The 20,194-nt window shown below is 56.5% G+C and carries 18 protein-coding genes and 2 tRNA genes; 8 read left to right on the plus strand and 12 right to left on the minus strand.

Annotated elements, in window-relative coordinates:
* Positions 1-377: 377 nt before the first annotated feature.
* Positions 378-998 (minus strand): response regulator FixJ, encoded by a 621-nt coding sequence (fixJ, locus tag BLS30_RS12035; protein ID WP_090229057.1) that lies wholly within the window; start codon positions 996-998, stop codon positions 378-380.
* Positions 988-2,460: a two-component system sensor histidine kinase NtrB gene (locus BLS30_RS12040; RefSeq protein WP_280140633.1), complete on the minus strand. Its 1,473-nt coding sequence runs from the start codon at positions 2,458-2,460 to the stop codon at positions 988-990. Before BLS30_RS12040 ends, fixJ begins: the two co-directional genes overlap by 11 nt.
* Positions 2,461-2,870: 410 nt before the next feature.
* Here BLS30_RS12040 and BLS30_RS12045 point away from each other — a divergent pair, with 410 nt between their 5' ends.
* Positions 2,871-3,245 carry a hypothetical protein gene (locus BLS30_RS12045; RefSeq protein ID WP_046478970.1) on the plus strand — a complete coding sequence of 125 codons (375 nt, stop codon included), beginning with the start codon at positions 2,871-2,873 and terminating at the stop codon, positions 3,243-3,245.
* Positions 3,246-3,307: 62 nt separating this feature from the next.
* Here the strand turns inward: BLS30_RS12045 and BLS30_RS12050 are convergent, their stop codons facing one another.
* Positions 3,308-4,234, minus strand: a complete 927-nt coding sequence (locus BLS30_RS12050) for a DMT family transporter (RefSeq protein ID WP_244464932.1) — start codon at positions 4,232-4,234, stop codon at positions 3,308-3,310.
* Between the two features lie 201 nt (positions 4,235-4,435).
* Between BLS30_RS12050 and BLS30_RS12055 the strand changes: the two genes are divergently transcribed.
* Positions 4,436-4,510: transfer RNA gene (locus BLS30_RS12055), tRNA-Lys, on the plus strand.
* A 211-nt stretch (positions 4,511-4,721) separates the two neighbouring features.
* On the opposite strand, the gene BLS30_RS12060 is transcribed toward BLS30_RS12055, so the two are convergent.
* From BLS30_RS12060 to BLS30_RS12075, 4 genes are read right to left on the minus strand one after another with little or no spacing between them, the layout of a single operon-like run.
* Positions 4,722-6,638, minus strand: a complete 1,917-nt coding sequence (locus BLS30_RS12060) for a nitric oxide reductase activation protein NorD (RefSeq protein WP_090229062.1) — start codon at positions 6,636-6,638, stop codon at positions 4,722-4,724.
* Between the two features lie 6 nt (positions 6,639-6,644).
* Positions 6,645-7,460, minus strand: coding sequence for a CbbQ/NirQ/NorQ/GpvN family protein (locus BLS30_RS12065; protein WP_090229445.1), 816 nt, complete (start codon positions 7,458-7,460; stop codon positions 6,645-6,647).
* A 46-nt stretch (positions 7,461-7,506) separates the two neighbouring features.
* Positions 7,507-8,856, minus strand: coding sequence for a cbb3-type cytochrome c oxidase subunit I (locus BLS30_RS12070; RefSeq protein WP_046478964.1), 1,350 nt, complete (start codon positions 8,854-8,856; stop codon positions 7,507-7,509).
* A 14-nt stretch (positions 8,857-8,870) separates the two neighbouring features.
* On the minus strand, positions 8,871-9,323 hold the full coding sequence (locus BLS30_RS12075; RefSeq protein WP_046478962.1) for a c-type cytochrome: 453 nt from the start codon (positions 9,321-9,323) through the stop codon (positions 8,871-8,873).
* 430 nt (positions 9,324-9,753) lie between these two features.
* On the opposite strand from BLS30_RS12075, the gene BLS30_RS12085 reads away from it, so the two are divergent.
* Entirely contained in the window at positions 9,754-10,458 is a 705-nt protein-coding gene (locus BLS30_RS12085; RefSeq protein WP_052743921.1) for a cytochrome b/b6 domain-containing protein, read from the plus strand.
* Here BLS30_RS12085 and BLS30_RS12090 read toward each other — a convergent pair.
* From BLS30_RS12090 to BLS30_RS12100, 3 genes are all read right to left on the minus strand, one after another.
* Positions 10,455-10,871: a response regulator gene (locus BLS30_RS12090; RefSeq protein ID WP_052743922.1), complete on the minus strand. Its 417-nt coding sequence runs from the start codon at positions 10,869-10,871 to the stop codon at positions 10,455-10,457. The two genes, BLS30_RS12085 and BLS30_RS12090, sit on opposite strands and share 4 nt — an antisense overlap.
* 203 nt (positions 10,872-11,074) lie before the next feature.
* A complete protein-coding gene (locus tag BLS30_RS12095) occupies positions 11,075-11,911 on the minus strand; it encodes an SAM-dependent methyltransferase (protein WP_090229067.1) in 837 nt (278 codons plus the stop codon).
* Complete coding sequence (locus tag BLS30_RS12100) at positions 11,908-12,765, minus strand: glycine/sarcosine N-methyltransferase (protein WP_046478958.1); 858 nt, start codon at positions 12,763-12,765, stop codon at positions 11,908-11,910. The genes BLS30_RS12095 and BLS30_RS12100 overlap by 4 nt, the downstream gene beginning before the upstream one ends.
* A gap of 504 nt (positions 12,766-13,269) precedes the next feature.
* On the opposite strand from BLS30_RS12100, the gene BLS30_RS12105 reads away from it, so the two are divergent.
* Both BLS30_RS12105 and BLS30_RS12110 read left to right on the plus strand, forming a co-directional pair.
* A complete protein-coding gene (locus tag BLS30_RS12105) occupies positions 13,270-14,193 on the plus strand; it encodes a pirin family protein (RefSeq protein WP_090229070.1) in 924 nt (307 codons plus the stop codon).
* Between the two features lie 150 nt (positions 14,194-14,343).
* Complete coding sequence (locus BLS30_RS12110) at positions 14,344-15,225, plus strand: lysophospholipid acyltransferase family protein (protein WP_076605342.1); 882 nt, start codon at positions 14,344-14,346, stop codon at positions 15,223-15,225.
* Between the two features lie 28 nt (positions 15,226-15,253).
* Here the strand turns inward: BLS30_RS12110 and sseA are convergent, their stop codons facing one another.
* Both sseA and BLS30_RS12120 read right to left on the minus strand, forming a co-directional pair.
* Entirely contained in the window at positions 15,254-16,114 is an 861-nt protein-coding gene (gene sseA, locus BLS30_RS12115; RefSeq protein WP_082101132.1) for a 3-mercaptopyruvate sulfurtransferase, read from the minus strand.
* Between the two features lie 79 nt (positions 16,115-16,193).
* On the minus strand, positions 16,194-17,243 hold the full coding sequence (locus BLS30_RS12120; protein ID WP_046478953.1) for a cysteine synthase A: 1,050 nt from the start codon (positions 17,241-17,243) through the stop codon (positions 16,194-16,196).
* 242 nt (positions 17,244-17,485) lie between these two features.
* Between BLS30_RS12120 and BLS30_RS12125 the strand changes: the two genes are divergently transcribed.
* From BLS30_RS12125 to tig, 3 genes are all read left to right on the plus strand, one after another.
* Positions 17,486-18,313 (plus strand): outer membrane protein, encoded by an 828-nt coding sequence (locus BLS30_RS12125; RefSeq protein WP_046478951.1) that lies wholly within the window; start codon positions 17,486-17,488, stop codon positions 18,311-18,313.
* Between the two features lie 300 nt (positions 18,314-18,613).
* Positions 18,614-18,698: transfer RNA gene (locus tag BLS30_RS12130), tRNA-Leu, on the plus strand.
* A gap of 135 nt (positions 18,699-18,833) precedes the next feature.
* Positions 18,834-20,192 (plus strand): trigger factor, encoded by a 1,359-nt coding sequence (gene tig / locus BLS30_RS12135; protein ID WP_046478948.1) that lies wholly within the window; start codon positions 18,834-18,836, stop codon positions 20,190-20,192.
* Positions 20,193-20,194 lie beyond the last annotated feature (2 nt).

Below are 20,194 nucleotides of genomic sequence, written 5' to 3' on the forward strand. Positions count from 1 at the left end.
CGCCGACTGAGAACTCGTCGCTGCGATCAACAAGTAGGATAATCGGTGACGCCAACGCGCGCAGATGGTTTAAGTTTTTTTCTTTATTTATCAGTGCATTGTCATCGACTATGACGCAGTCAAAAGTATTCATAGAGTCATGAGTCGAGGGCAAAGCCTTGAGTAACAAAACCTCACAACCTTCGGCTTCAAGTACGAAGCCTAGAGACGCACCAAATGCTGGATCAGGCGCAATGGCGAGTATGGCGGCGGAGAGAGACACAGCGGGGCCTGGAATGAATTGCGCAAGCGGCGCTTCGCCGCATGAAGAAGGTTAGCGGAAGCCCAGGCAATTTAGCTTTGCGCTAAATCAAGCCGCTGACCTGATTTAAGCGAGTTCAATCAGACGCGTTGGCCGCCAATACAAGTCTGACAAGTTCGGGCAGGCTTTTCACCTGCATCTTGGCCATAACGTTCGCGCGATGCACTTCTACCGTCCGAGGGCTGATATTCAGCTCGAAAGCGATCGTTTTGTTTGGCTGCCCGGCGACGACGCCTTCCATCACTTGTCGTTCACGATCCGTGAGTGAGTCCAATCGAGCGCGGATCGACGCGATGTCATCGATATCCCGAGGCCGGTTCTTCAGTTCTGAAGCTGCGTGTTTAATTGCGTTGAGCAAAACCTGTTCTTCAAACGGCTTCTCGATGAAGTCGAGCGCCCCGGTCTTCATAGCCTCTACAGCCATCGATACATCGCCGTGTCCGGTGATCACGATGGCGGGTAGCATGGCATCAGCCTCACGCAACCGCCTCAACAATTCGACGCCACTTATGTCGGGCATGCGCAGGTCGGTGATGAGGCAATCGTTTTGAAGGTTGCCTGTTAGTGCGGCATTCAGAAATTCCATGGCCGATTCGTGAACGCGAACCGTATGCCCAGACGTTGTGAGCAGAAAAGCCACGGACGTGCGCACGTCCTCTTCGTCATCGACGATATGGACTACGATGTCAGATCCCATCATGCAGCTCCTGGTCCTTAATAGCCGGTAGCACGAGACGGAACGTGGCCCCCCCCTCGCTATTGCGGTACATCGAAAGCTCTCCTCCGTGGGCTTCAACGATGCGCTTGGAAATGGAAAGGCCGACCCCCATACCTCCTGGCTTACTTGTCGTGAATGGTTTGAAGAGGCGGGCACCAATTTCGGGGGAGACACCAGGCCCAGTGTCGGCAACCTCGATCATGATTTTCCCGATGTCTTCCGAGGAAATCCTAACCAGCAATTCTCTACGCTCGCTTTCCCGCATTGCCTCCATTGCGTTTCGCATCAGATTGATGAGGACTTGTTGGATCTGGACCCGGTCGGCCATGACCAGCTTCGATCCTGAGTCAAACTCGAATACGGTACGGACACCCATTTCACGTGATCCGACCAAGGCTAGCGCACCGGCTTCTTCAACCAGTTTGTGAATTTGCTCAGGTTGTTTTTCTGTTTCGCCTCTTGTCACGAACTCGCGCAAATGCCGAATAATCTGGCCGGCACGAAGCGATTGCCGCACGGTTTCTTCTAGAGCATCCTGCACGCGCGATGCTTCCGGACCTTTCATATTCCTCAGTAGCCGGATGCAGCCCTGGACGTAGTTCGCTATCGCTGACAGCGGCTGATTAAGTTCGTGAGCGAGGGTTGAGGCCATTTCGCCCAGTTCGTTGAGCCGGGCTAACCGCGCGAGTTCGTTTTGTATTTCTCGCAGCCGCGACTTCGATTCTGCGATCTCGGTGAGGTCGCGTACAAAGCCTGTGAAAAAAAGATTGTCACCGCTCTTCATCTCACCAACGGCGAGCATCATCGGAAATGTCGAACCGTCCTTGCGTCGGCCAACGACAACGCGATCGGTTCCGATGATCCGCTTTTCGCCCGTCGATAAATACCGTTGAAGGTAGCTGTCATGTTCGCTGCGGTAGGGTTCGGGCATCAAAATGCGCACGTTTTGGCCCACCGCTTCTTCTTCTTCGTAGCCGAATTGCCGTATGCCAGCGCGGTTGAAGGCCACGATGGTTCCGTCACGTTCAATAACGACCATAGCATCGGGGACCGTATCGAGAATGGAGCGAAGGTGTGCTTCGCGCGCGCTGAGGTTCTCGCTCAAACGGCGTGTCTCAAGCAGTATGCTGCGGTGCGTACAACCGACATAAGCCAATGTTGCAGTGAGACCCAGTGACAGCAGTATCTCACCTAGTGTCACATTGGGTTGGAGCTTGAAGGCGTTTGCAACGAGGAGAGCTCCGATCGAAAGCAAAAGCGCCAAAGACCCGCCGCGCTGCCCACCGAGATAAGCAGCCGCGAGAGCAATGGGCGGCAGCAGAACGATCAACCAGTGGCTACCGAACGAGCTCCAAAGCGACTGAATTACGAGAGCTGCTGGAATGCCAACGAGCGCAACGATAAAGCCGAGCACGTCCGCAGAGGCCGCAGGTTCGGTCAAACAATTGATTTCTTGCGGGTTTGAGGACTTCAAACCCGAATTCAGGTAGCTGTTGAAGCGACACACTGGCCTACCCCATACGGCTGGAAAGACGCTTCTATACCTGCTGCGAACCCAATCCAATAGCGGGAGGCGGGTAGTGCGGGCACGCGCATCTGAGGGCATTGGTGCCGGAGCAGCTGCGCTGTGAGCGCTTGGACGTTTCTAGGTAGATGGATGGCATATAAAGCAACTGCAGCGCGACATTGATCTTGCCTTGCCATCATACTCCCGTCGCAAATCATGGCGTATTTGGTTAATTCGTGCCAAGACGGTTGCCAAACAAAGCCGTCCCGGCTCTGCGCAACTTACCAGGTTGGATCGAATTCTAGTCTAGAGTCATTCGCTCTAGCCGCCAATGGAGAAGAAGTATGGACATTATAGATTGGTCGCAAGTGAATTGGATCGATGTCGGCGTGTATGCCGGACTGGCATTTATTGCGTCCCTCATCGGCATGGGGATCAACAGAGCCCTGGGTGATACGCTGCTTTTTGCCGCGATCTTGACCGCAATCCTGTTTTCGGTGGGGTATGTTGGCTGGAATTACTATCCGCACGGCATCGACGTTGGCCAAACTCATGTCTCAGGTCAGACAGTGAACCCCGCCGTTGCGGCCCCTGCCGCGGAGCCTGCGGCACAAGCGCCGGCAGCTGACCCGTCTCCCGTCACAACAGTACCCGCTACTGAGCCTGCCTCTGAGCCAGCCAGCGAACCTGCTGCCGAACCGGCCCCCGCCAATCAGTAATGGGACTGCAGTCCGTGTTTCACTTACGTGGCGCCCGACGCATCGCGTCGGGCAGCGCCTTTCTAGCGTTCACCTGCACGCACGCGCCGCTCCCGGTCTATCAGGTAGATACCTGAACATACGACGACGCAGGAGCCCACGGCCGTCCAGATATCCGGCAGATCACCGAAGACCAGATATCCAAGCCCTGCCATTGAAAGTATCTGCAAGTAAAGAAAGGGCGTGATTCTGCTCGCCGGAGCCAGCTTATAGGCCAGGATGAACAGGTAATGCCCGGCGCCCCCAAACGCGCCAAGCGAGAGCAGCATCAGCCAAACCTCGGGCTGCTGCGGCCACTGCCATTCTGAAATGGCGAAAGGCGCTCCCAAAAAAACTCCTACAAACATTGAATAAAAGAGCGTCACGATCGGCGGATCCTCGCCGGCGATGTGTCGCGTGATTAGCATGAACAGCGCATAGGCCAGCATGCTTGCGAACGAAAAGCCCACCGCGGGGTGAATCTCGGCAAAGCCAGGCCGCACGACGATAAGTATGCCGCCAAACCCTACCAGAATGGCAATGAGCCGCCGCCAGCCGACCCATTCGCCGAGGAGAGGCCCCCCCAATAAGGCCACCACCAGGGGGGCCAGGAAGGTAATCGTGACGGTTTGGTCGAGCCTGAGGTACTTGAGCGCGAGGAAATTTAGCGCAGTGACCGTCACCATAAGCGTCGATCGCGCGAGCTGCCAGGGAAGCCGCCTGGTCCTGAACATCGAGCGCACGTCCATGAGGCCAAGCAACGGTACAAACGTGAGCATCAGGAAAAACTGACCTAGAAACCTGACCCAAATGATCTGAGTTACCGGAACCCCAACCCGCCCAGCTAGGTATTTCGCTGTCGCATCAAGGCATGAAAATAGGATCAGCGCGACCGCCATCATGGCGATTGCTCTGCCAAAATCTCGGATATGTGTCGCAGGGTACTGGACAGGCGGCGGCAGATGCGTCATCAGACTTTGTGTTCGCGAGGATCTTCAAGGTTCGGCTCAAACCTGGATCGCGTACGGATTGATGGCCATGCAGCAGGCAAGAAATATCTGCTGCCGGTCTTCCGCTCGTGTCTCAAGGCCGCGTCACGTTAGGCGTTGATCCTGTGGCTTTGATCGGCTAATCAACAACGTGGGCCCCGAGGGGCCCGTTTTCATTGGTTTGGACGGGTAGCTCAGTGGTAGAGCATTCGACTTTTAATCGAATGGTCGAGGGTTCGATCCCCTCCCCGTCTACCATATGCAATTTTGACAAGATACGGTAACCCCCTCAAAAAATTCTCAAAATCGCGCCCTATGTGCGCCCATGCTATGCAGAGCTGTTTAATATCCTGCTTAACATGTGTTTGAGGCGATTGTTCTCCAAAGCACCATAAGCGTCTCGGATGCCGATTCGATACTTGGCTGCTACGTCTGCCGGCCGATTGGCGCCACGGCGTCGGGCGATGTTTTATTTCGTTATCTGCCGATAGATGGCGGGTAGGGCCGTAGGTAGTCGAGAGATGTTTGGAAAGATCGCGTAGGCACCGCGTCCGAAAATGTAGGGAAAATAATCGCGGGCTTGTTCGTCCACCGTGACGCCAAAGACACGCAATCCAGCACGGTGGGCCTCGCGGATAGCCATCCGCGTGTCCTCAATGCCGTAACGGCCCTCATAATGATCAATGTCGTTCGGTTTTCCATCGGTGATAACAAGCAGCAGCCGATGACGTTGTGGACGTTCTTGAAGCGCAATCGAAACGTGGCGTATAGCGGCCCCGATACGTGTGTACTGACCGGGTTTCAAAGCTTGGATGCGACGGCTTACCCTAGGTCCAACGTCCTCGCCGAAATCCTTTACGGTCTGGACGTTCACCCAGTGGCGACGACGCGACGTGAAGGTAAAGATCGCATGCTCGTCTCCGCAGGCGGCCAAGCCGTGCGTAAGAGCCAGTAACGCGCCCTTTTCAACGTCAAGCACACGGCAATCCTGTAGCCAAGCGTCCGTTGAGAGCGAGACGTCCAAAAGGACGGCGAGAGACACATCCCGTGCAGCACTTCGCGCTTGAAGGAAGATTCGTTCGGTAGCAGGAGCCCCGGCTTGCCGGTTAGCGACATCCTGAACCAACGCCGTCAAATCGAGTTCGTCGCCATCCGGCTGACTGTAGAAGGTTTGGCGTTTGGGGCGAAGCGCTTCGAACTGGCGGCGTACCTGTTTTATGCAGCGTTGCATGGTTGCGTCCGGTGCCCAGTCCTCACCTTCCTCGGAAGCCATTCCAGCGACAACGCGACAGTAGTCAGGCCGATAGCTCCCTCGGCGCCAGTCCCATTCGGGATAAGTGATGTCAGCGACAATCGCGCCATCCTCCGTGGCCGGCGGGGCCAGGTCGAGATCTAGTTTGAGCCGGGTCGAGGCGCGCTTTTGATTTGAGCCAATTGTAAGGTCGTTCAAATCGTCAGCGGCTTGGCGGGCTAAATCCTCATCGTCGTCCTCCACCGGGCGATTGACGTTGACCATGTCTGACAAGCTAAAAATTGTCTCGAACCGGTGGAGTAGCAGCGGGTCGTCACGTTGGCTGCGGTCGGTCTCTCGGCGCGACGCGTGGCGGCGGCGATTGTCGACCGGGGCCGAAATACCTGTGCCCTCATCGATGTCGTCGTGCTGTGTGCCCTCAGCATCGACTTGCAAATCGCCCCAGAGCGGAACTGGAAGAAATCTCCTGTAACCGCGCGGGGCACGGATGTTTTCGAGTGGAACGGTCGGATCGCGAATAGCACGGAGAAGCTCGGCGTCGGTGGCCGGCCGTGGGGCGCCATCAAGCAGCGTTTGAATGGAAGCGTCGATAGCGGCTTCGGTCCGTGGCAGCGAACGTTGAGGCCAAGCGCTGATGAGTTCGCCCGTTAGTCGTCTGTAAATCGGTCTCAGACCGGGCCAGGCCGTGATGGTCGCTTCCGTGGTTGCGAGGCAGGCACGCAGTCTTACAATATCGCTTTGCAATGGATCGCTAGAGATTGCGGTAGGTGGGACGGCGTGGGCGAACCAGGCCGCAAGCCACTCGTAGAGCGCTTCATTGTCGGAGCGCGTCGGAAAAATGTCGATCGACGTCGGCAAGCGCAACGTACTCGTATCGAGTACGGCATGTTCAATACGCTCGCGCCCCAGACCGATACGCTGCTTCAGGCTCAGCCGATGCCCGGTGTCGAACGGGGCTCCAGCAGAAATTCGCACCGCGCCACTCCCGCCCAGTGCGTGAAACAGGATAGCGAGGCGGCGGCGTAGAGCATCAAGAGAAACTGCAGCCTGCGGATAATGGCGGTAAGTGCTAGCGCCGCCGATCATGCGATGCCAGTAGATGCCGATAGTCTCTTCGGGCTCGAAGATCGACATGGCGTGTTAGCCCAGAGCGATGTCTGCGACGCGTAACAGCGCCTGCTTCACGTCCGCGTCGTCGCTCAAGGGCTCTATGAGCGACGCTTCGATTGCAGTTTGTGGATTGACACCATCACGGATTAGAACGGCGCAATATACGAGAAGCCGGGTCGACGCGCCTTCCTCCAAATCCTGTTGTTTGAGATCACGCAGGGCATTGGCGATGCGCACGAGCGGCACACAGCGATCCCTCGGCAGACCGCTTTCTCGGGCGACGATTGACGCCTCGATGTCGGGAGAAGGAAAGCTGAACTCAAGGGCTAGAAAACGCTGACGTGTGCTTGGCTTGAGGCTTTTCAGGACGTTCTGATAGCCAGGATTGTAGGACACGACGAGCATAAATTCGGCAGGGGCCTGCAACAGCTCGCCAGTACGTTCGAGCGGCAATATGCGACGATCGTCCGTAAGTGGATGCACCACAACTGTCACGTCCTTGCGGGCTTCCACGACTTCGTCGAGATAACAGATCGCGCCTTCGCGCACCGCACGGGTCAAAGGGCCATCGACCCAGACCGTGTCGCCGCCTTTGAGAAGGTAGCGACCCGTCAGGTCCGCGGCTGTCAGGTCATCGTGGCACGACACGGTGTAAACCGGCCGCCCGAGTTTGGCAGCCATATGCGCAACGAAGCGTGTTTTGCCACAGCCCGTTGGTCCTTTCAAAAGGACGGGGAGCTGATTGCGATAGGCACGCTCGAACAACTCGCATTCGGAACCTGCAGGGGAATAGAACGGCAGATCACCCATAGTGATCGCCGCAACTTTTGAAGAAGCGTTGGGCATCATGAATCTTTCCCGTAACGGCGCCCGCTCGTCACCGATGCAAACGTTACTCTGCCGGCTGAGCCACTGCTTTCATCCGTCCCGGAATTTCTTCCCGTGTCGGACCAAATATCGCTACGAGGTAAAGCAAGACACCCAGGACGACGAACACACCCGCTCCAAGGCGCATCCAATAGAACAGGGCGAGCTGATCCTGCACTTCCATGTAGTACATGCCGAGGATGCGCTGCAGATGGGTTTGGACAACGCCTGCGAAAGTTAGTGTGAACGTCATGAAGGCCATGCCGGAACTCATGATCCAGAAGCTCCACATGTTGAGTACCTGGTTATACGGCTTTCGGTTGCGCAAATAGGGCATCGCATAGGTGATGATGGCGAGGTTCAACATCACGTAGGCACCGTAAAAGGCGAGATGCCCATGTGCAGCCGTCACTTGGGTTCCGTGACTGTAATAGTTCACGAACGATATCGTATGCATGAAGCCCCAGACGCCAGCGCCGAAGAACGCGCCGACCGTGCATCCGAGAGACCATAGCATCGCGGCCTGATTTGGATGGTCGCGACGTCCCCGCCAGACCATGGTGAAAGCGAAGATCACCATGACAAAGAAGGGCAACACCTCGAGAGCCCCAAAGACGCTGCCGATCCACTGCCAATAGGCCGGGGTTCCGATCCAGTAGTAGTGGTGACCGGTGCCGAGCAATCCGGAAAACAAGGCGAGGCCGACAATGGCGTAGAGCCATTTTTCGATAACTTCGCGATCGACGCCCGTCATCTTGATCAGAAGGAAAGCGAGAACCGACGCCATGACCAATTCCCACACGCCCTCGACCCAGATGTGGACGATGTACCACCAGTACATTTTGTCGAGTGCTAAGTTGGCTGGATTGTAAAATGCGAACAGCCAAAATACCGCGATGCCCCACATTCCAAGCAGCAGCACGTTAGTGACTGCTGTTCGGCGCCCCTTCAATACGGTCATCGAGACGTTGTAGAGAAAGATCAGGGCGACGACGACGATGGCGATCTTGATCCAAAGCGGTTGTTCAAGAAATTCGCGGCCCTCGTGGATCCCAAACATGTAGCCGATCACGGCGGCCAGAGCACCGAACATCAAGAGCCCGAGCTGAACATAAGCGAGGAGCGGGCTCTCAAGATCTCGCTCTGCCTCTTCAGGAATCAAATAGTAGGCCGCCCCGAAGAACCCCATTAACAGCCACACGATCAGCGCGTTGGTGTGGATCATGCGAAGAATGTTGAAAGGCAGTGTTTCGGATAGGAAGTTTGGAAAAACGTAGACGGTCCCGGCGAGAGCGCCAAACAGCACCTGGACCAGGAATAGCACCATCGCGCAGATGAAGTACGGGTAGGCGACCCGCTGCGTTGCGTATTTCATTGGGATCGTACTCCTCAGCCAGCATCGTTCGGCGGCCAGCCTTGCGTATCAATCCGGCTAACCCATTCCAGAAAATCGACGAGATCGTTGAGCTCTTGATCGTTCAGTTTGAAGTCGGGCATCTGCCGACGACCTTCGACGCCGCTCGGCTGCGATTGCATCCAAGCGATGAGGGTATCGCGAGCCCCCTTAGCGTCGTCGCGACCGCCATAGCGCACCCAGACATTGCCGAGTTCGGGCGCGAAATACGCACCCTCGCCAAGAAGCGTGTGGCAGTTTATGCACGCGTTTTTCTCCCAGACATGCTTACCCCGCGCGACATTGGCGTTGAGCGTGTCGGAGTTGCTGCTGGTGTTGACGATAAAAACGTGGCTGTGGACTGTCAGAGCCACGAAAAGCACGAAGAAGAAAACCGAGCCGCCATAAAAAATGTTGCGAGCCGCAGCCTTGGTAAAGCGTTCGCTCATGAAACCGCTCCAATTGCCGAGATCAAGACAGCTTTCCCTCTGCTCACCGATTGAAAGGTGCGCGAGAAATACATCTTTATGCTTATGTTCCGCGCCTCCCCATGAGGCGTGACGTCACGGGGAGGGGTGGATTCGAAGATGGGGTGAGATGCGAGGACCTCGTAAGCTTTACGGCCGGTCGCTTACTGTCAGCCTTTTGGCAGGACATGGATTGCGCAGTTGAGAGGGGCAGGAAGCGTGCTCATATTGCGCGTCGGGGGTTATTGAGGTCCGAGCGCAGTGTGACGATCGGGGAGGATCTCCGCAATCCAACGTGATGTCGTCGAAGGGGCAATCTGACCCCTGTATGCGGCTGTCAACGACAGCATCGCGACGGGTGCGAACCCCTGAGTGCGTTTACTCGTGCATGATGTCTGGAGGGAAACGGAACGTGAAGCAGGAATACGTAGCGGTCTGGGACTGGCCGACCAGAGTCTTCCATTGGACACTCGTCATTCTGATAATCAGCGCTTGGGTGAGTTTCGAGTACGCCGAAGCGCTTGGTGATCCACTTCTGAAGTGGCACCGCTGGAACGGCTACGCGATCCTGGTTCTCATCGTCTGGCGCTTGCTTTGGGGCGTGTTTGGTTCATCGACATCCCGCTTCGGGAACTTTATCCCCAGCATTGCTGGCGCCATGGCACATGCACGGGACACGCTGTTCGGGAAGGCACAGCCTTACCTCGGCCACAACCCACTCGGAGCGTTGATGGTCATCGGATTGCTTTGCATCGTAGCGATACAGGCAGTGCTTGGTCTTTTCACTGTCGAACACAACGATCTCACCGCAGGCCCGTTGTACCGCTTGGTTGGGAGTGGCACGGTCAAGGATATCTCACGATGGCACCGTTGGTCCTTTACGGGACTGATTCTGCCGCTGATCCTTCTGCACATCGGGGCAAATCTGATCTACCAGCTCTTCAAGCGAGAGCCGCTGATTACAGCGATGATTACCGGCCGCAAGCCGCGCCGCGACTATGCTGATGCCTCAGTGGGCATCACGTCACATCTGGCGCTAAAGGCCGTTCTGCTGCTCATTGCGGCATCGATGATGGTGTTCGGGGCGATATGGGCGTTAGGTGGGCGCCTGATCTAGGCGGTGGGGGCGTAGGACTCATCCGGAAGATCAATCGGACCCAGGATCTGTTCAATCGTCTTCTGCAGCTGGATCAGCTTGAATGGCTTGATCAGGTAACCGTTGGCACCGGCGAGTTCGGCTGCTTGGATGTTGGCTGACTTTGCTTCGGCCGTAATGAGAACGAAGGGTGTGTCTGCGCTCTTTTTGTTTTGTCGAACGGCCTTTAAGAGTTCGAGGCCATTCATCTCGTCCATATTCCAATCTGACAATATGAGATCGTAATGCTTGCTGGAGACGAGGTTCAGCGCGAGTTGGCCATTCAGCGCTGTATCGATACGTTTAAAGCCGAGCTGAGCCAAAAGTCTGCAGAGTATTTTCTGCATAACGATACGATCTTCGACGATGAGCACGGACACAGATTGCGCAGTCACGTTTCGATAACCCCTGCTAGGTGAGCACAACGCCGTACCGACTAGGCTAGATTGGGTGCCAGAAAGGACTTGCGCAAAGCTGTCCACTGCTAAAGGGAGGCTCCGAGAAAAGTCGGATAGAAACGCAAAGAGCCCGGTGACAGGTGTCACCGGGCTCTGAAAGTTCACTTCAAACTCAATGTCTTAAAGTGCAGACATAAGCCTTAGGACTTTTTGAAGTGCAGGATACCCCACGCCAGACAGCCACGTTGTCCAGCAGTGACCCAGTTCGACAAACCAGTCGCCATTCGGTCGATGTAGGTCTCTGAGATGCCCTTCGTGAGAATCGCCCGTTGCGACAGGAGTTCCTCGCGAACGCGCGAATAGTGACGGATCAATTGATCCGTCTTATCGAGCCACTCGACGAATTCAAGACCGTTTGCGATGGCGGTCTTCTTATAGAAATCCGGCGATCCCAACGTGTCGAGATGGATGCGCGCAAGAACAGGCTCCAGGTCGCCTTGCGAGCACCGTCCGCTCTCCATGGGATCCGTGAAGATAAAGTGCCCCCCTGGTTTCAGGACGCGTGCGACTTCGGCAATAACGCGTTCCCGTTGACCCGAGTGCAGAATGGCGTCTTGTGACCAGACGGCATCGACGCTGGCGTCTTCCAGCGGGATATCCTCGAAGGATCCGTCGACCACGGTAATGCGCGAGGCCAGTCCGGCTGCCCGCGACATTTCCCGGTTCCGCTCATTCTCTTTCTCTGAAAGATTGAGCGCAGTGACGTTGCAGCCAAACCGTTCAGCAAGATAGCGCGCGGCGCCACCATAGCCCGATCCGATGTCGAGAATCCGCGAATTAGCATTGAGCGGAGGCAAGTGATCCGCCATCCGTTCAACCGTCCGTCGGCTGGCGACGCCAATCGGCTCGTCCTCACGTTCGTAGAGGCCGATATGGATGTCTTCCCCGCCCCACACGTGGAAGTAAAAGTTATCGGCATCTTCGCTGTTGTAGTATTCCCGCGCCGTCTGCACGGTTTCTGAATAAGCCTGTGTCACGCGTTGTCATCCTCGAGGTCGCGGTAGGCCTTCTCAGCCACATGAATGAAAAAGTCTGGTTCCTTTTCGCGGAAAGTCTCCTGGAAGTCCCCATACGTCGACACGCGTTGGAAGCCGACCTCTTTCATGAGCCTCTGAACGTACGCTTTGCGTAGCGGGAACATGTTGAGGTGGAATTGCGCGCCATCGTTGAATTCGTAACAGAAGCGGGCGAGGCTCTCGTCGATGTGCTCGGGGAAAGCGCGAACGTCCTGGCCACAGTAGTAGTAGTTGTGTGTCGGCTCGACGTCGTGATCGAGAAGCGCATCATAGTTGCGCTGGTCTAGGACGAGGGTCCCTTCGGCACGTAGAGTCGCATAGAACTCAGCAAGTGCCTTGCGCCGGTCGTTATCTTTATGCAGGTGCGTGAAGGAGTTACCCAGGCAGATGACGGCGTCGTAAAGGTCGTGCACATGCCGGTTTAGCCATCGCCAGTCCGCGTGGATCGTGCGCAGCATATGACCGTGGTCGCGTGCGTTGGAAAACGCCTTGGCAAGCATCTCCTCATTGCCATCGACGCTGGTGACTTCAAAGCCAGCCTTGAGAAGCATGACCGAGTGAAACCCAGTCCCAGTCGCGACGTCGAGCACCTTCTTGGCGCCGAGGTCCCGCAATTTTTCGATGAAGAACTCGCCTTCTGCTTTCGCGCGCCGGTCCCAATCGATCAGCGCGTCCCATTTGTCGACGAAAGATTCCACATACTCCATCTGGTAGTGGCTGGTTTCGCGCACCGCCAGAGGGTCATCTCCAAAATCCTGAGCTGCCTGTGAGCTTGTACGGAGTTTCCCCTCCTGATCGGTATTCGCTACGGTCATTCTCGACTCCCATTTTGAAAGAGATTGACGCGCAAAAGTATATCTACCCGTACAATCGTGTTGTTCATATGTATTTCGGATCGCGCGCGCATTAAGACTTACAAAAAGTCAAAGATTAGCTGTTGAATGATGCAAATACATGTGCGCAGGCGCAATGCCGAGATGGCGTGGCGTGCTGTCCCGATATAAGGCGAACGCCAATCGGAGACTGGCTTCTTGTAAACGCATGAGCCGAATGACTCAACAGTATCATCGAAATAATTTGGAAATGCGGATCTGGCGACGCTTGAAATCTGCACGGAAAAATACCGCTATCTTGCCGTCACAAGTCAGTTTTTCCGCATCCATCCGATTGCGCAGTGCAGTGAATGGCCTACCCATTTTGTGATTGGTTGCGGCCGCTGGCGGGCTGTCTCGCGCGGATCATCTACTTTAAGATCTACAGGCCCCCTCGGTGGCGCATGCACGTTTCAAAAGCGCCCCCTGCAAGCGAGGAAACGCCCCATGAGCTGGCAACCCTGCGACGATCCTAAGTTAGGCGATGCGCGTGCATGTGATCTCATTGAACAGGTGATCGTGCCCCGAGCCCGCGACATTGGCGGGTTTGAAGTCCGGCGAGCGTTGCCTGCTGCAGGTCGCCAGATGGTCGGCCCTTTCATATTTTTCGACCAGATGGGACCTTCAGAGTTCCTGCTGGGCGAGGGACTCGACGTTCGGCCGCATCCCCACATCGGTCTGGCGACCGTCACCTTCTTGTTCGACGGCCAGATCCTTCACCGCGACAGCCTGGGAACGGCGCAGGCAATTCGGCCTGGCGAGTTGAATCTGATGATCGCAGGCAGTGGAATTGCTCATTCCGAACGGACAAGCGAAACAGATCGCCGTGTAGGAGGACGCATCTTCGGGATACAGGCCTGGGCGGCTCTCCCTAAAGCACATGAGGAAAAAGCACCGCAATTTGCGCATCACGGGCTCGATGAGCTCCCGCGGATAGAGGGGGACGGCAAACGCGTCCGACTCGTCATGGGCGCGCTATACGGCGAAACGTCCCCGGCAGAATTTCCGCACCCATCGCTCTATGCCGAAGCGGTGATGGCTCCTGGCGCCATCCTGCCCATCGATCCTGAGTACGATGAGCGAGCGATTTATATCGCTTCAGGTGAAATCGACATCGCCGGCGACGTCTTCGGCCCTGGTAGGCTTCTCGTACTTCATCCGGGCGATCGGGTTTCTGTCCTCGCGTTAAGCCAAGCGCGCGTGATCATGCTTGGCGGCGAGCCGATGGATGGTCCGCGTCATATATGGTGGAATTTCGTCTCTTCTTCCAAGGACCGGATAGAAGCGGCGAAGTCGGATTGGAAAACAGGAAATTTCGCTCCCGTTCCTGGCGACGAGAAGGAGTTTATCCCCTTGCCCGAGTGGCCCTGATCTGCCGCTCCGGTTTTCCAGAGGATGCCCCTCTGGCTTGATCACGTCACGCCATGATAGTTTGTGAACGTGCATGCCGTGCGCACGTGCGCACGGAAACATGTGCGGAAGGCCAACAAAAGGGCCGGTAACGAGAGCTGTCATGAGCCGATGCGCGAACTGAGCTACGTTTCACCCGGCGATCCTGCCTGGAAGCGCTGGACAATTGGGGCGATTGAAGATCTCTCAGGTCGTCAACGCTATCTGCCGCTGTATCAAAAGTGGCGCCAGGAAGTTGTCGGCACGTCACATCAGATTATGGGGGACTGCCTTAAGCTGATTGACGTCGATCTGCGTATAGAATCGAAGTGGCCGTGGCCGCCGAAAATCTCCGACGGGATGCCGTTGGTCATGATTGCGAACCACCCCTTCGGGATCGGCGACGGCATGGTGGCATTGTCCCTGGCGGAGCAACTCGGGCGGCCATATCGTGTGCTGATAAACAACGATCTGCTGAAGGTCCCGGAGATACGGCCATATTCTCTGCCGATCGATTTTTCAGAGACGCGCGAAGCGACCGAGATGAACCTGCGCTCAAGGGCGGAGGCGCGTCGCCTGCTCAAGGAAGGCACCACCATTATAATCTTTCCGGCCGGCGGTGTTGCGACTGCTCCAAACCCATTCGGACGGGCCCAAGAATTGCCTTGGAAGACGTTCGCTGCGCGCCTTGTTCAGTTAGCCGAAGCGGCGGTCCTGCCGGTTTACTTCGAGGGGCAGAATTCAGCGCTGTTTCATGCCGTCAGCCGTTTCAGTTTGACGCTGCGTCTGTCGTTGTTGGTTTCAGAATTCCGAAATTTCCCAGGTAAGCCCTATACCGCACGCGTTGGTGCGGTGACGCCTTTCAACGAACTAAAACATCGCGAGGACCGCAAAGCGCTCAACGATGAACTCTATCTGATGGTGCAGCGTCTGCGACCGGGAGCCGAAAACTTGAGCGACGAAGATCTAAAGCCTCCGCCGCTCGGGAGCCGGATCAGATATGCATGGGACTGACGAGGGAAAGTCCCACGGGCCGGTGTAGTCAAGCAGGCCCAGTGGCAACCGGTAAGCCGTTGTCCTGTCCCCACTCCGCCCAACTCCCATCATAGACGGACGCGTCGGGGTTGCCGGATATGGCGAGCGCTAACGCCAGCACAGCGGCCGTGACACCCGACCCACAGGTCGTAACAACGGGGCGCACGGCATCGATCCCAGCCCCGGAAAAAATCGCCCGGATCTCTTCCGGTGATTTCAACGTCCCGTCAGAGTTGAGGACCTGATTGAATGGTACGTTCCGAGCGCCTGGCATATGCCCGGACCTAAGGCCTGCGCGGGGTTCCGCTTGTCGCCCCTCAAAACGCGCCGCGGGACGAGCATCCACAACTTGTGCGTTAGGCGTAGTAAGCATCGCGCGCATGTCGTCGATATCGCGGATGAGATTTGCATTGACGCGCGGGGTGAAGTGACGCGCCGTTCGGACCTGCGCGGGGCCATCCTCAAGGGGGCGAGACTCTGCTTTCCACTTCGGCAGGCCACCGTTGAGGACGGCAACTTCCTCATGCCCCATCGCGCGGAGCATCCACCACACACGCGGTGCAGAAACAAGCCCGACGGAATCGTAGACGACGACCCTGACACCATCGCCCGCTCCGGCTTGCTTCATGCGGCTCGCGAACTTGGCTGGATCGGGCAACATATGGGGTAGGTCGGTCGCGTCATCCGCGATCTCGTCGATATCGAAAAACAGCGCACCTGGGATGTGTTCGGCCTCGAATTCAGCCTTTGCATCGCGGTTCTGCGTTGGCAGATGCCACGAGCCGTCAAAAATTACGAGATCTGGAGCGTCCAGATGCTCCGCCAGCCAATCTGTCTCGACAATCCACTTACTGGCTTCGATCGACACCGCGATCCTCCCAATTTTTATCTTCCGGCAACGGTTGAGGGGTGGCCGGCTAGGTCAGAAACGATAGGAACGAAAAGGCTTACGAGTTGGCCACGGTTTCCGTCACATCCGGAACGTCAGCCTGTTTGCCATCGAGCCAAGGTGGCACCGGTAGGCCCTTTCCGCGTAGGAATTCTGGATTGAACAGTTTCGACTGATACCGTGTGCCGTAGTCGCACAGAACGGTCACAATGGTATGACCGGGGCCCATGTCCTGCGCCAGCCGAACGGCCCCGGCGACATTGACGCCCGAGGACGCTCCGAGGCAAAGCCCCTCTTCCTGAAGGAGCTGGAAGACCGTCGAAACGGCGTCCGCATCGGGGATCTGGTAGGCCTTGTCGACGACGACATTTTCCAGGTTGGCTGTAATCCGACCTTGTCCGATACCCTCGGTGATCGATGAGCCTTCTGCCTTCAATTCACCGCTCGAGTAGTAGCTGAAGAGCGCCGCGCCCGGTGGATCAGCAAGTCCGATGGTGATGGCGTTGTTCTTCGCCTTGAGCCCAAGAGACACACCACCAAGTGTACCGCCGGACCCCACTGCGCAGATGAAGCCATCGACCTCGCCATCCGTGTCGGCCCAAATCTCTTCTGCCGTGGTCTCAATATGCGCTTGGCGATTGGCGACGTTGTCGAACTGGTTGGCCCAGATCGCACCTGCCGCTTCGCGCTCATTGAGGGCGGCGGCGAGCCGTTGTGAATACTTCACATAGTTGTTGGGATTCTTGTAAGGGACCGCCGGCACTTCTACGAGTTGCGCTCCCAGCAGGCGTAGCGTGTCCTTCTTCTCCTGGGATTGCGTTTCGGGAATGACGATGACCGAACGAAAGCCCATGGCATTGGCGAGGACCGTTAGTCCGATGCCAGTGTTACCCGCTGTACCCTCAACGATCACGCCTCCTGGCTTAAGGGCGCCTGAGCTAACAGCGTTTCGGATGATATAAAGCGCGGCACGATCTTTAACTGACTGGCCCGGGTTCATAAACTCGGCTTTGCCCAGGATCGTAGAGCCCGTCATCTCCGAGGCCCGGCGCAACTTGATGAGAGGCGTTTTGCCGACCGCATCGACAATGCTGGCTTTGAAATTCAAGAGAAGCGCCCTCCAAAGGCGTGTGAAGCGCTCAGCGGCGCCCTTATGTCGTTCTAGGTTGGGCGCACAAAGTAAAGCCGACCCTTGCTGCCTGCAACCGGCATGAAGCTGGTTTCCAAGGCGCGCTGTCGCGGAGCGAAACAACACTTAACTGCCGTTTAACCCCTCCTCCCTAATGTCAATATGCAAACGAGAGGGTGGCGGGCGGCCAAGTCAGTGTGCCTGCGCAGGAGGGGTATTCGATGTATTCAGTCGTGAAAGCGGCGCTAGGTTCGGCGGCCGTGGCGGTTTTTGCTGTGCTGTGCGTCCCGGCAAACGCCGCCGATCTAGGTGGTTCCTTAAAGGACGGCTATATCGCTCCGATGCCGGTCGTGCATCGGCCTGCAGGTCCTTGTTATTTGCGCGCTGATGCGGGCTACTCCATCTCGCAAACGCCCCAGGTCAACTGGCTGGTCACTGACGATGTCACAGGCGAATTCATAACCGACGATGTCACCAACGTCTCTATGGAGAACACGTGGCTGGGCGAGGTCGGTGTCGGCTGCGGCTCTGGTTCGCGAGGGCTTCGTGGCGAGTTCACGTACAGTTATCGAGGCAAGCGCGACATTGATGGCGAGCCAGGTCTCTGGGATCCGATACCCCTCGACGAGGATCCTCTGCACACCAACGTCGAATCCCACACATTAATGTTCAATGCCTTCTACGACCTCGGTCGTTATTATGGCTTTGTGCCTTATGTCGGCGCAGGCATCGGCGTTAGTTTCAATAAGACGGGGTACGCATACTTCACCGAGAATCCAAACTTGGTGAATACCATCGACGGTGCCAGTAAAACTTCGTTTGCATGGGCCGTCATGGCAGGTGTCGGCTACCAGATCTCCGACCGCATGATTCTGGACTTCGGCTACCGTTTCATCGACCTGGGGCAAGCCAAGTCGGGATATCTCGACAATGCTGGTTACGTGAATCCGCGAGTCTACATCGACGATCTGTATGCTCATGAAATCAAGGTTGGTCTGCGCTACCATTTTGGTGGCCGCGATAACTGCTGCCAATATGCAATGAAGTAGTGCCCTGGAGGGCAAGCTTCGTGCAGCCGACCGTGGGATAGATGAGGTCGAACTCCTAATAGGGTTCGGCCTCTTTTTCTGTGACCAACAGTCTGTTTTGTCGCGCTTGCAGAAAGTGCTGAAGCAACTGATTGATTTGCGATTGATCTTATTGCGAAACACCCGATATATGCTTGTCCTGTGAACTCCCGGGATGCGCGCGAGCGCTCCGCCGCCGGACCTTAGGACTGGACCGCGGCGCGAGAGCCTGTTACTGGCGTAATTGGAACGCGCCCTTGCCTTCTCGGGCCGATGTCGAATGCGGGCGTGGTGGAATTGGTAGACACGCCAGATTTAGGTTCTGGTGGCTTCGGCTGTGGGGGTTCAAGTCCCTCCGCCCGCACCAACATGACCCGCGACCGCAATCCGATTTCGCGTCACCGAGGCTGCAACCTGCTCGTTGCGAGCCGCTGCATTTGCGCTGAAGGTGGCTTTACGCTGTCGCATGACAATCGAAATTGATCGTAGGTAAGAATTATCAATGCAGGTCACGGAAACCAGTTCGGAAGGATTGAAGCGCGAGCTTCAGGTGGTCGTTGGCGTCGATGAGCTTAACGAGCGCTTCAGCGCCCGCTTGAGCGCCATGAAGGATCGCGTGAACCTCAAGGGGTTTCGCAAGGGCAAGGTCCCCGTCGCACATCTGAAGAAGGTGTATGGCAAGGCGGTGATGGCCGAAGTCCTGGAAGAGGCGGTCAAGGAAACCAGCGTCAAGGCACTGAAGGATCGCGAGGAGCGCCCTGCATTCCAGCCAGCTATCGCGTTGACTGAAGACCAGCAGGAAATCGAGAAGATCATCAACGGTGAGGCTGATCTCGCCTATTCGATGACCTTCGAGGTCATTCCGGATATTCAGGTGACCGATCTTGCAAAGTTGCAGCTTGAGCGGCCGGTCGCTGAGGTGGTTGATGCGGACATCGAGGATGCGCTTGGCCAGCTTCTTGAGCGTAATGTCGCTTATGAAGAGGAAGAGGGTCGTGCTGCATCCGCAGGCGATCAGATCAACATCGATTTCGTCGGTAAGATCGACGGCGAAGCATTTGAAGGTGGATCGGCAGAAGGTGTTGATCTCGTCCTTGGACAGGCCCAGTTCATCCCCGGCTTCGAGGAAGGGCTGACAGGGGCGAAGGCAGGTGACACGCCGACCTTGAATATCTCGTTCCCAGAGGATTATCCGGCGACCCATCTGGCCGGTAAGGCTGCTGAGTTCGAGGTCAAGGTCAACAAGGTTTCCAAGCCTAAGCAACCCGAAGCCAGTGACGAATTTGCCCAGACGTTGGGCATCGAAGACTTGGCAAAGCTGAAAGAGCTGCTGCGTGAGCGCATCACGAGCGAATTCGGCGAGGCCTCGCGCTTGAAGCTTAAGCGGAAACTTCTCGATCAACTTGAAAAAGCCCACGAGTTTGAGCTTCCACCCTCAATGGTGGATCGCGAATTCGACATGATCTGGGGGCAGCTGACCCGCAACCTCGAACAGGAAGGCAAGACGTTCGAGGATGAGGGAAAGCCCGAGGAGGAAGTGCGCAAGGAATACCGCGCCATCGCCGAACGTCGCGTGCGGCTTGGTCTGGTAATCGGCGAGATTGGCGACAAGAACAAAATTGACGTCACGTCGGACGAATTGCGCAAGGCTCTCATGGAGCAGGCCCGCCGCTATCCCGGTCAGGAAAAGTTCGTCTACGAATATTACGAAAAGACGCCCGGCGCTTTGAACGAACTTCGTGCCCCTCTGTTTGAGGACAAGGTCGTCGACTATATCTTGGAGTTGGCGAAGCCAACCGAGAAGGTTGTCACCAAGGAAGAGCTGTTAAAGCCCGATGAGGACGAGGCGGTTCAGTCTTAAGG

It is taken from the genome of Filomicrobium insigne (genome assembly GCF_900104305.1).
GTDB lineage: Bacteria > Pseudomonadota > Alphaproteobacteria > Rhizobiales > Hyphomicrobiaceae > Filomicrobium > Filomicrobium insigne.

Coding starts and splice junctions, on each gene's coding strand:
- BLS30_RS12125 (WP_046478951.1), top strand. CDS start 17,486: ATGTATTCAGTCGTGAAAGCGGCGCTAGGTTCGGCGGCCGTGGCGGTT.
- BLS30_RS12050 (WP_244464932.1), bottom strand. CDS start 4,234: ATGACGCATCTGCCGCCGCCTGTCCAGTACCCTGCGACACATATCCGA.
- tig (WP_046478948.1), top strand. CDS start 18,834: ATGCAGGTCACGGAAACCAGTTCGGAAGGATTGAAGCGCGAGCTTCAG.
- BLS30_RS12075 (WP_046478962.1), bottom strand. CDS start 9,323: ATGAGCGAACGCTTTACCAAGGCTGCGGCTCGCAACATTTTTTATGGC.
- BLS30_RS12065 (WP_090229445.1), bottom strand. CDS start 7,460: ATGCCCAACGCTTCTTCAAAAGTTGCGGCGATCACTATGGGTGATCTG.
- BLS30_RS12105 (WP_090229070.1), top strand. CDS start 13,270: ATGAGCTGGCAACCCTGCGACGATCCTAAGTTAGGCGATGCGCGTGCA.
- BLS30_RS12060 (WP_090229062.1), bottom strand. CDS start 6,638: ATGTCGATCTTCGAGCCCGAAGAGACTATCGGCATCTACTGGCATCGC.
- BLS30_RS12045 (WP_046478970.1), top strand. CDS start 2,871: ATGGACATTATAGATTGGTCGCAAGTGAATTGGATCGATGTCGGCGTG.
- BLS30_RS12070 (WP_046478964.1), bottom strand. CDS start 8,856: ATGAAATACGCAACGCAGCGGGTCGCCTACCCGTACTTCATCTGCGCG.
- BLS30_RS12110 (WP_076605342.1), top strand. CDS start 14,344: ATGCGCGAACTGAGCTACGTTTCACCCGGCGATCCTGCCTGGAAGCGC.
- fixJ (WP_090229057.1), bottom strand. CDS start 998: ATGGGATCTGACATCGTAGTCCATATCGTCGATGACGAAGAGGACGTG.
- BLS30_RS12100 (WP_046478958.1), bottom strand. CDS start 12,765: ATGACCGTAGCGAATACCGATCAGGAGGGGAAACTCCGTACAAGCTCA.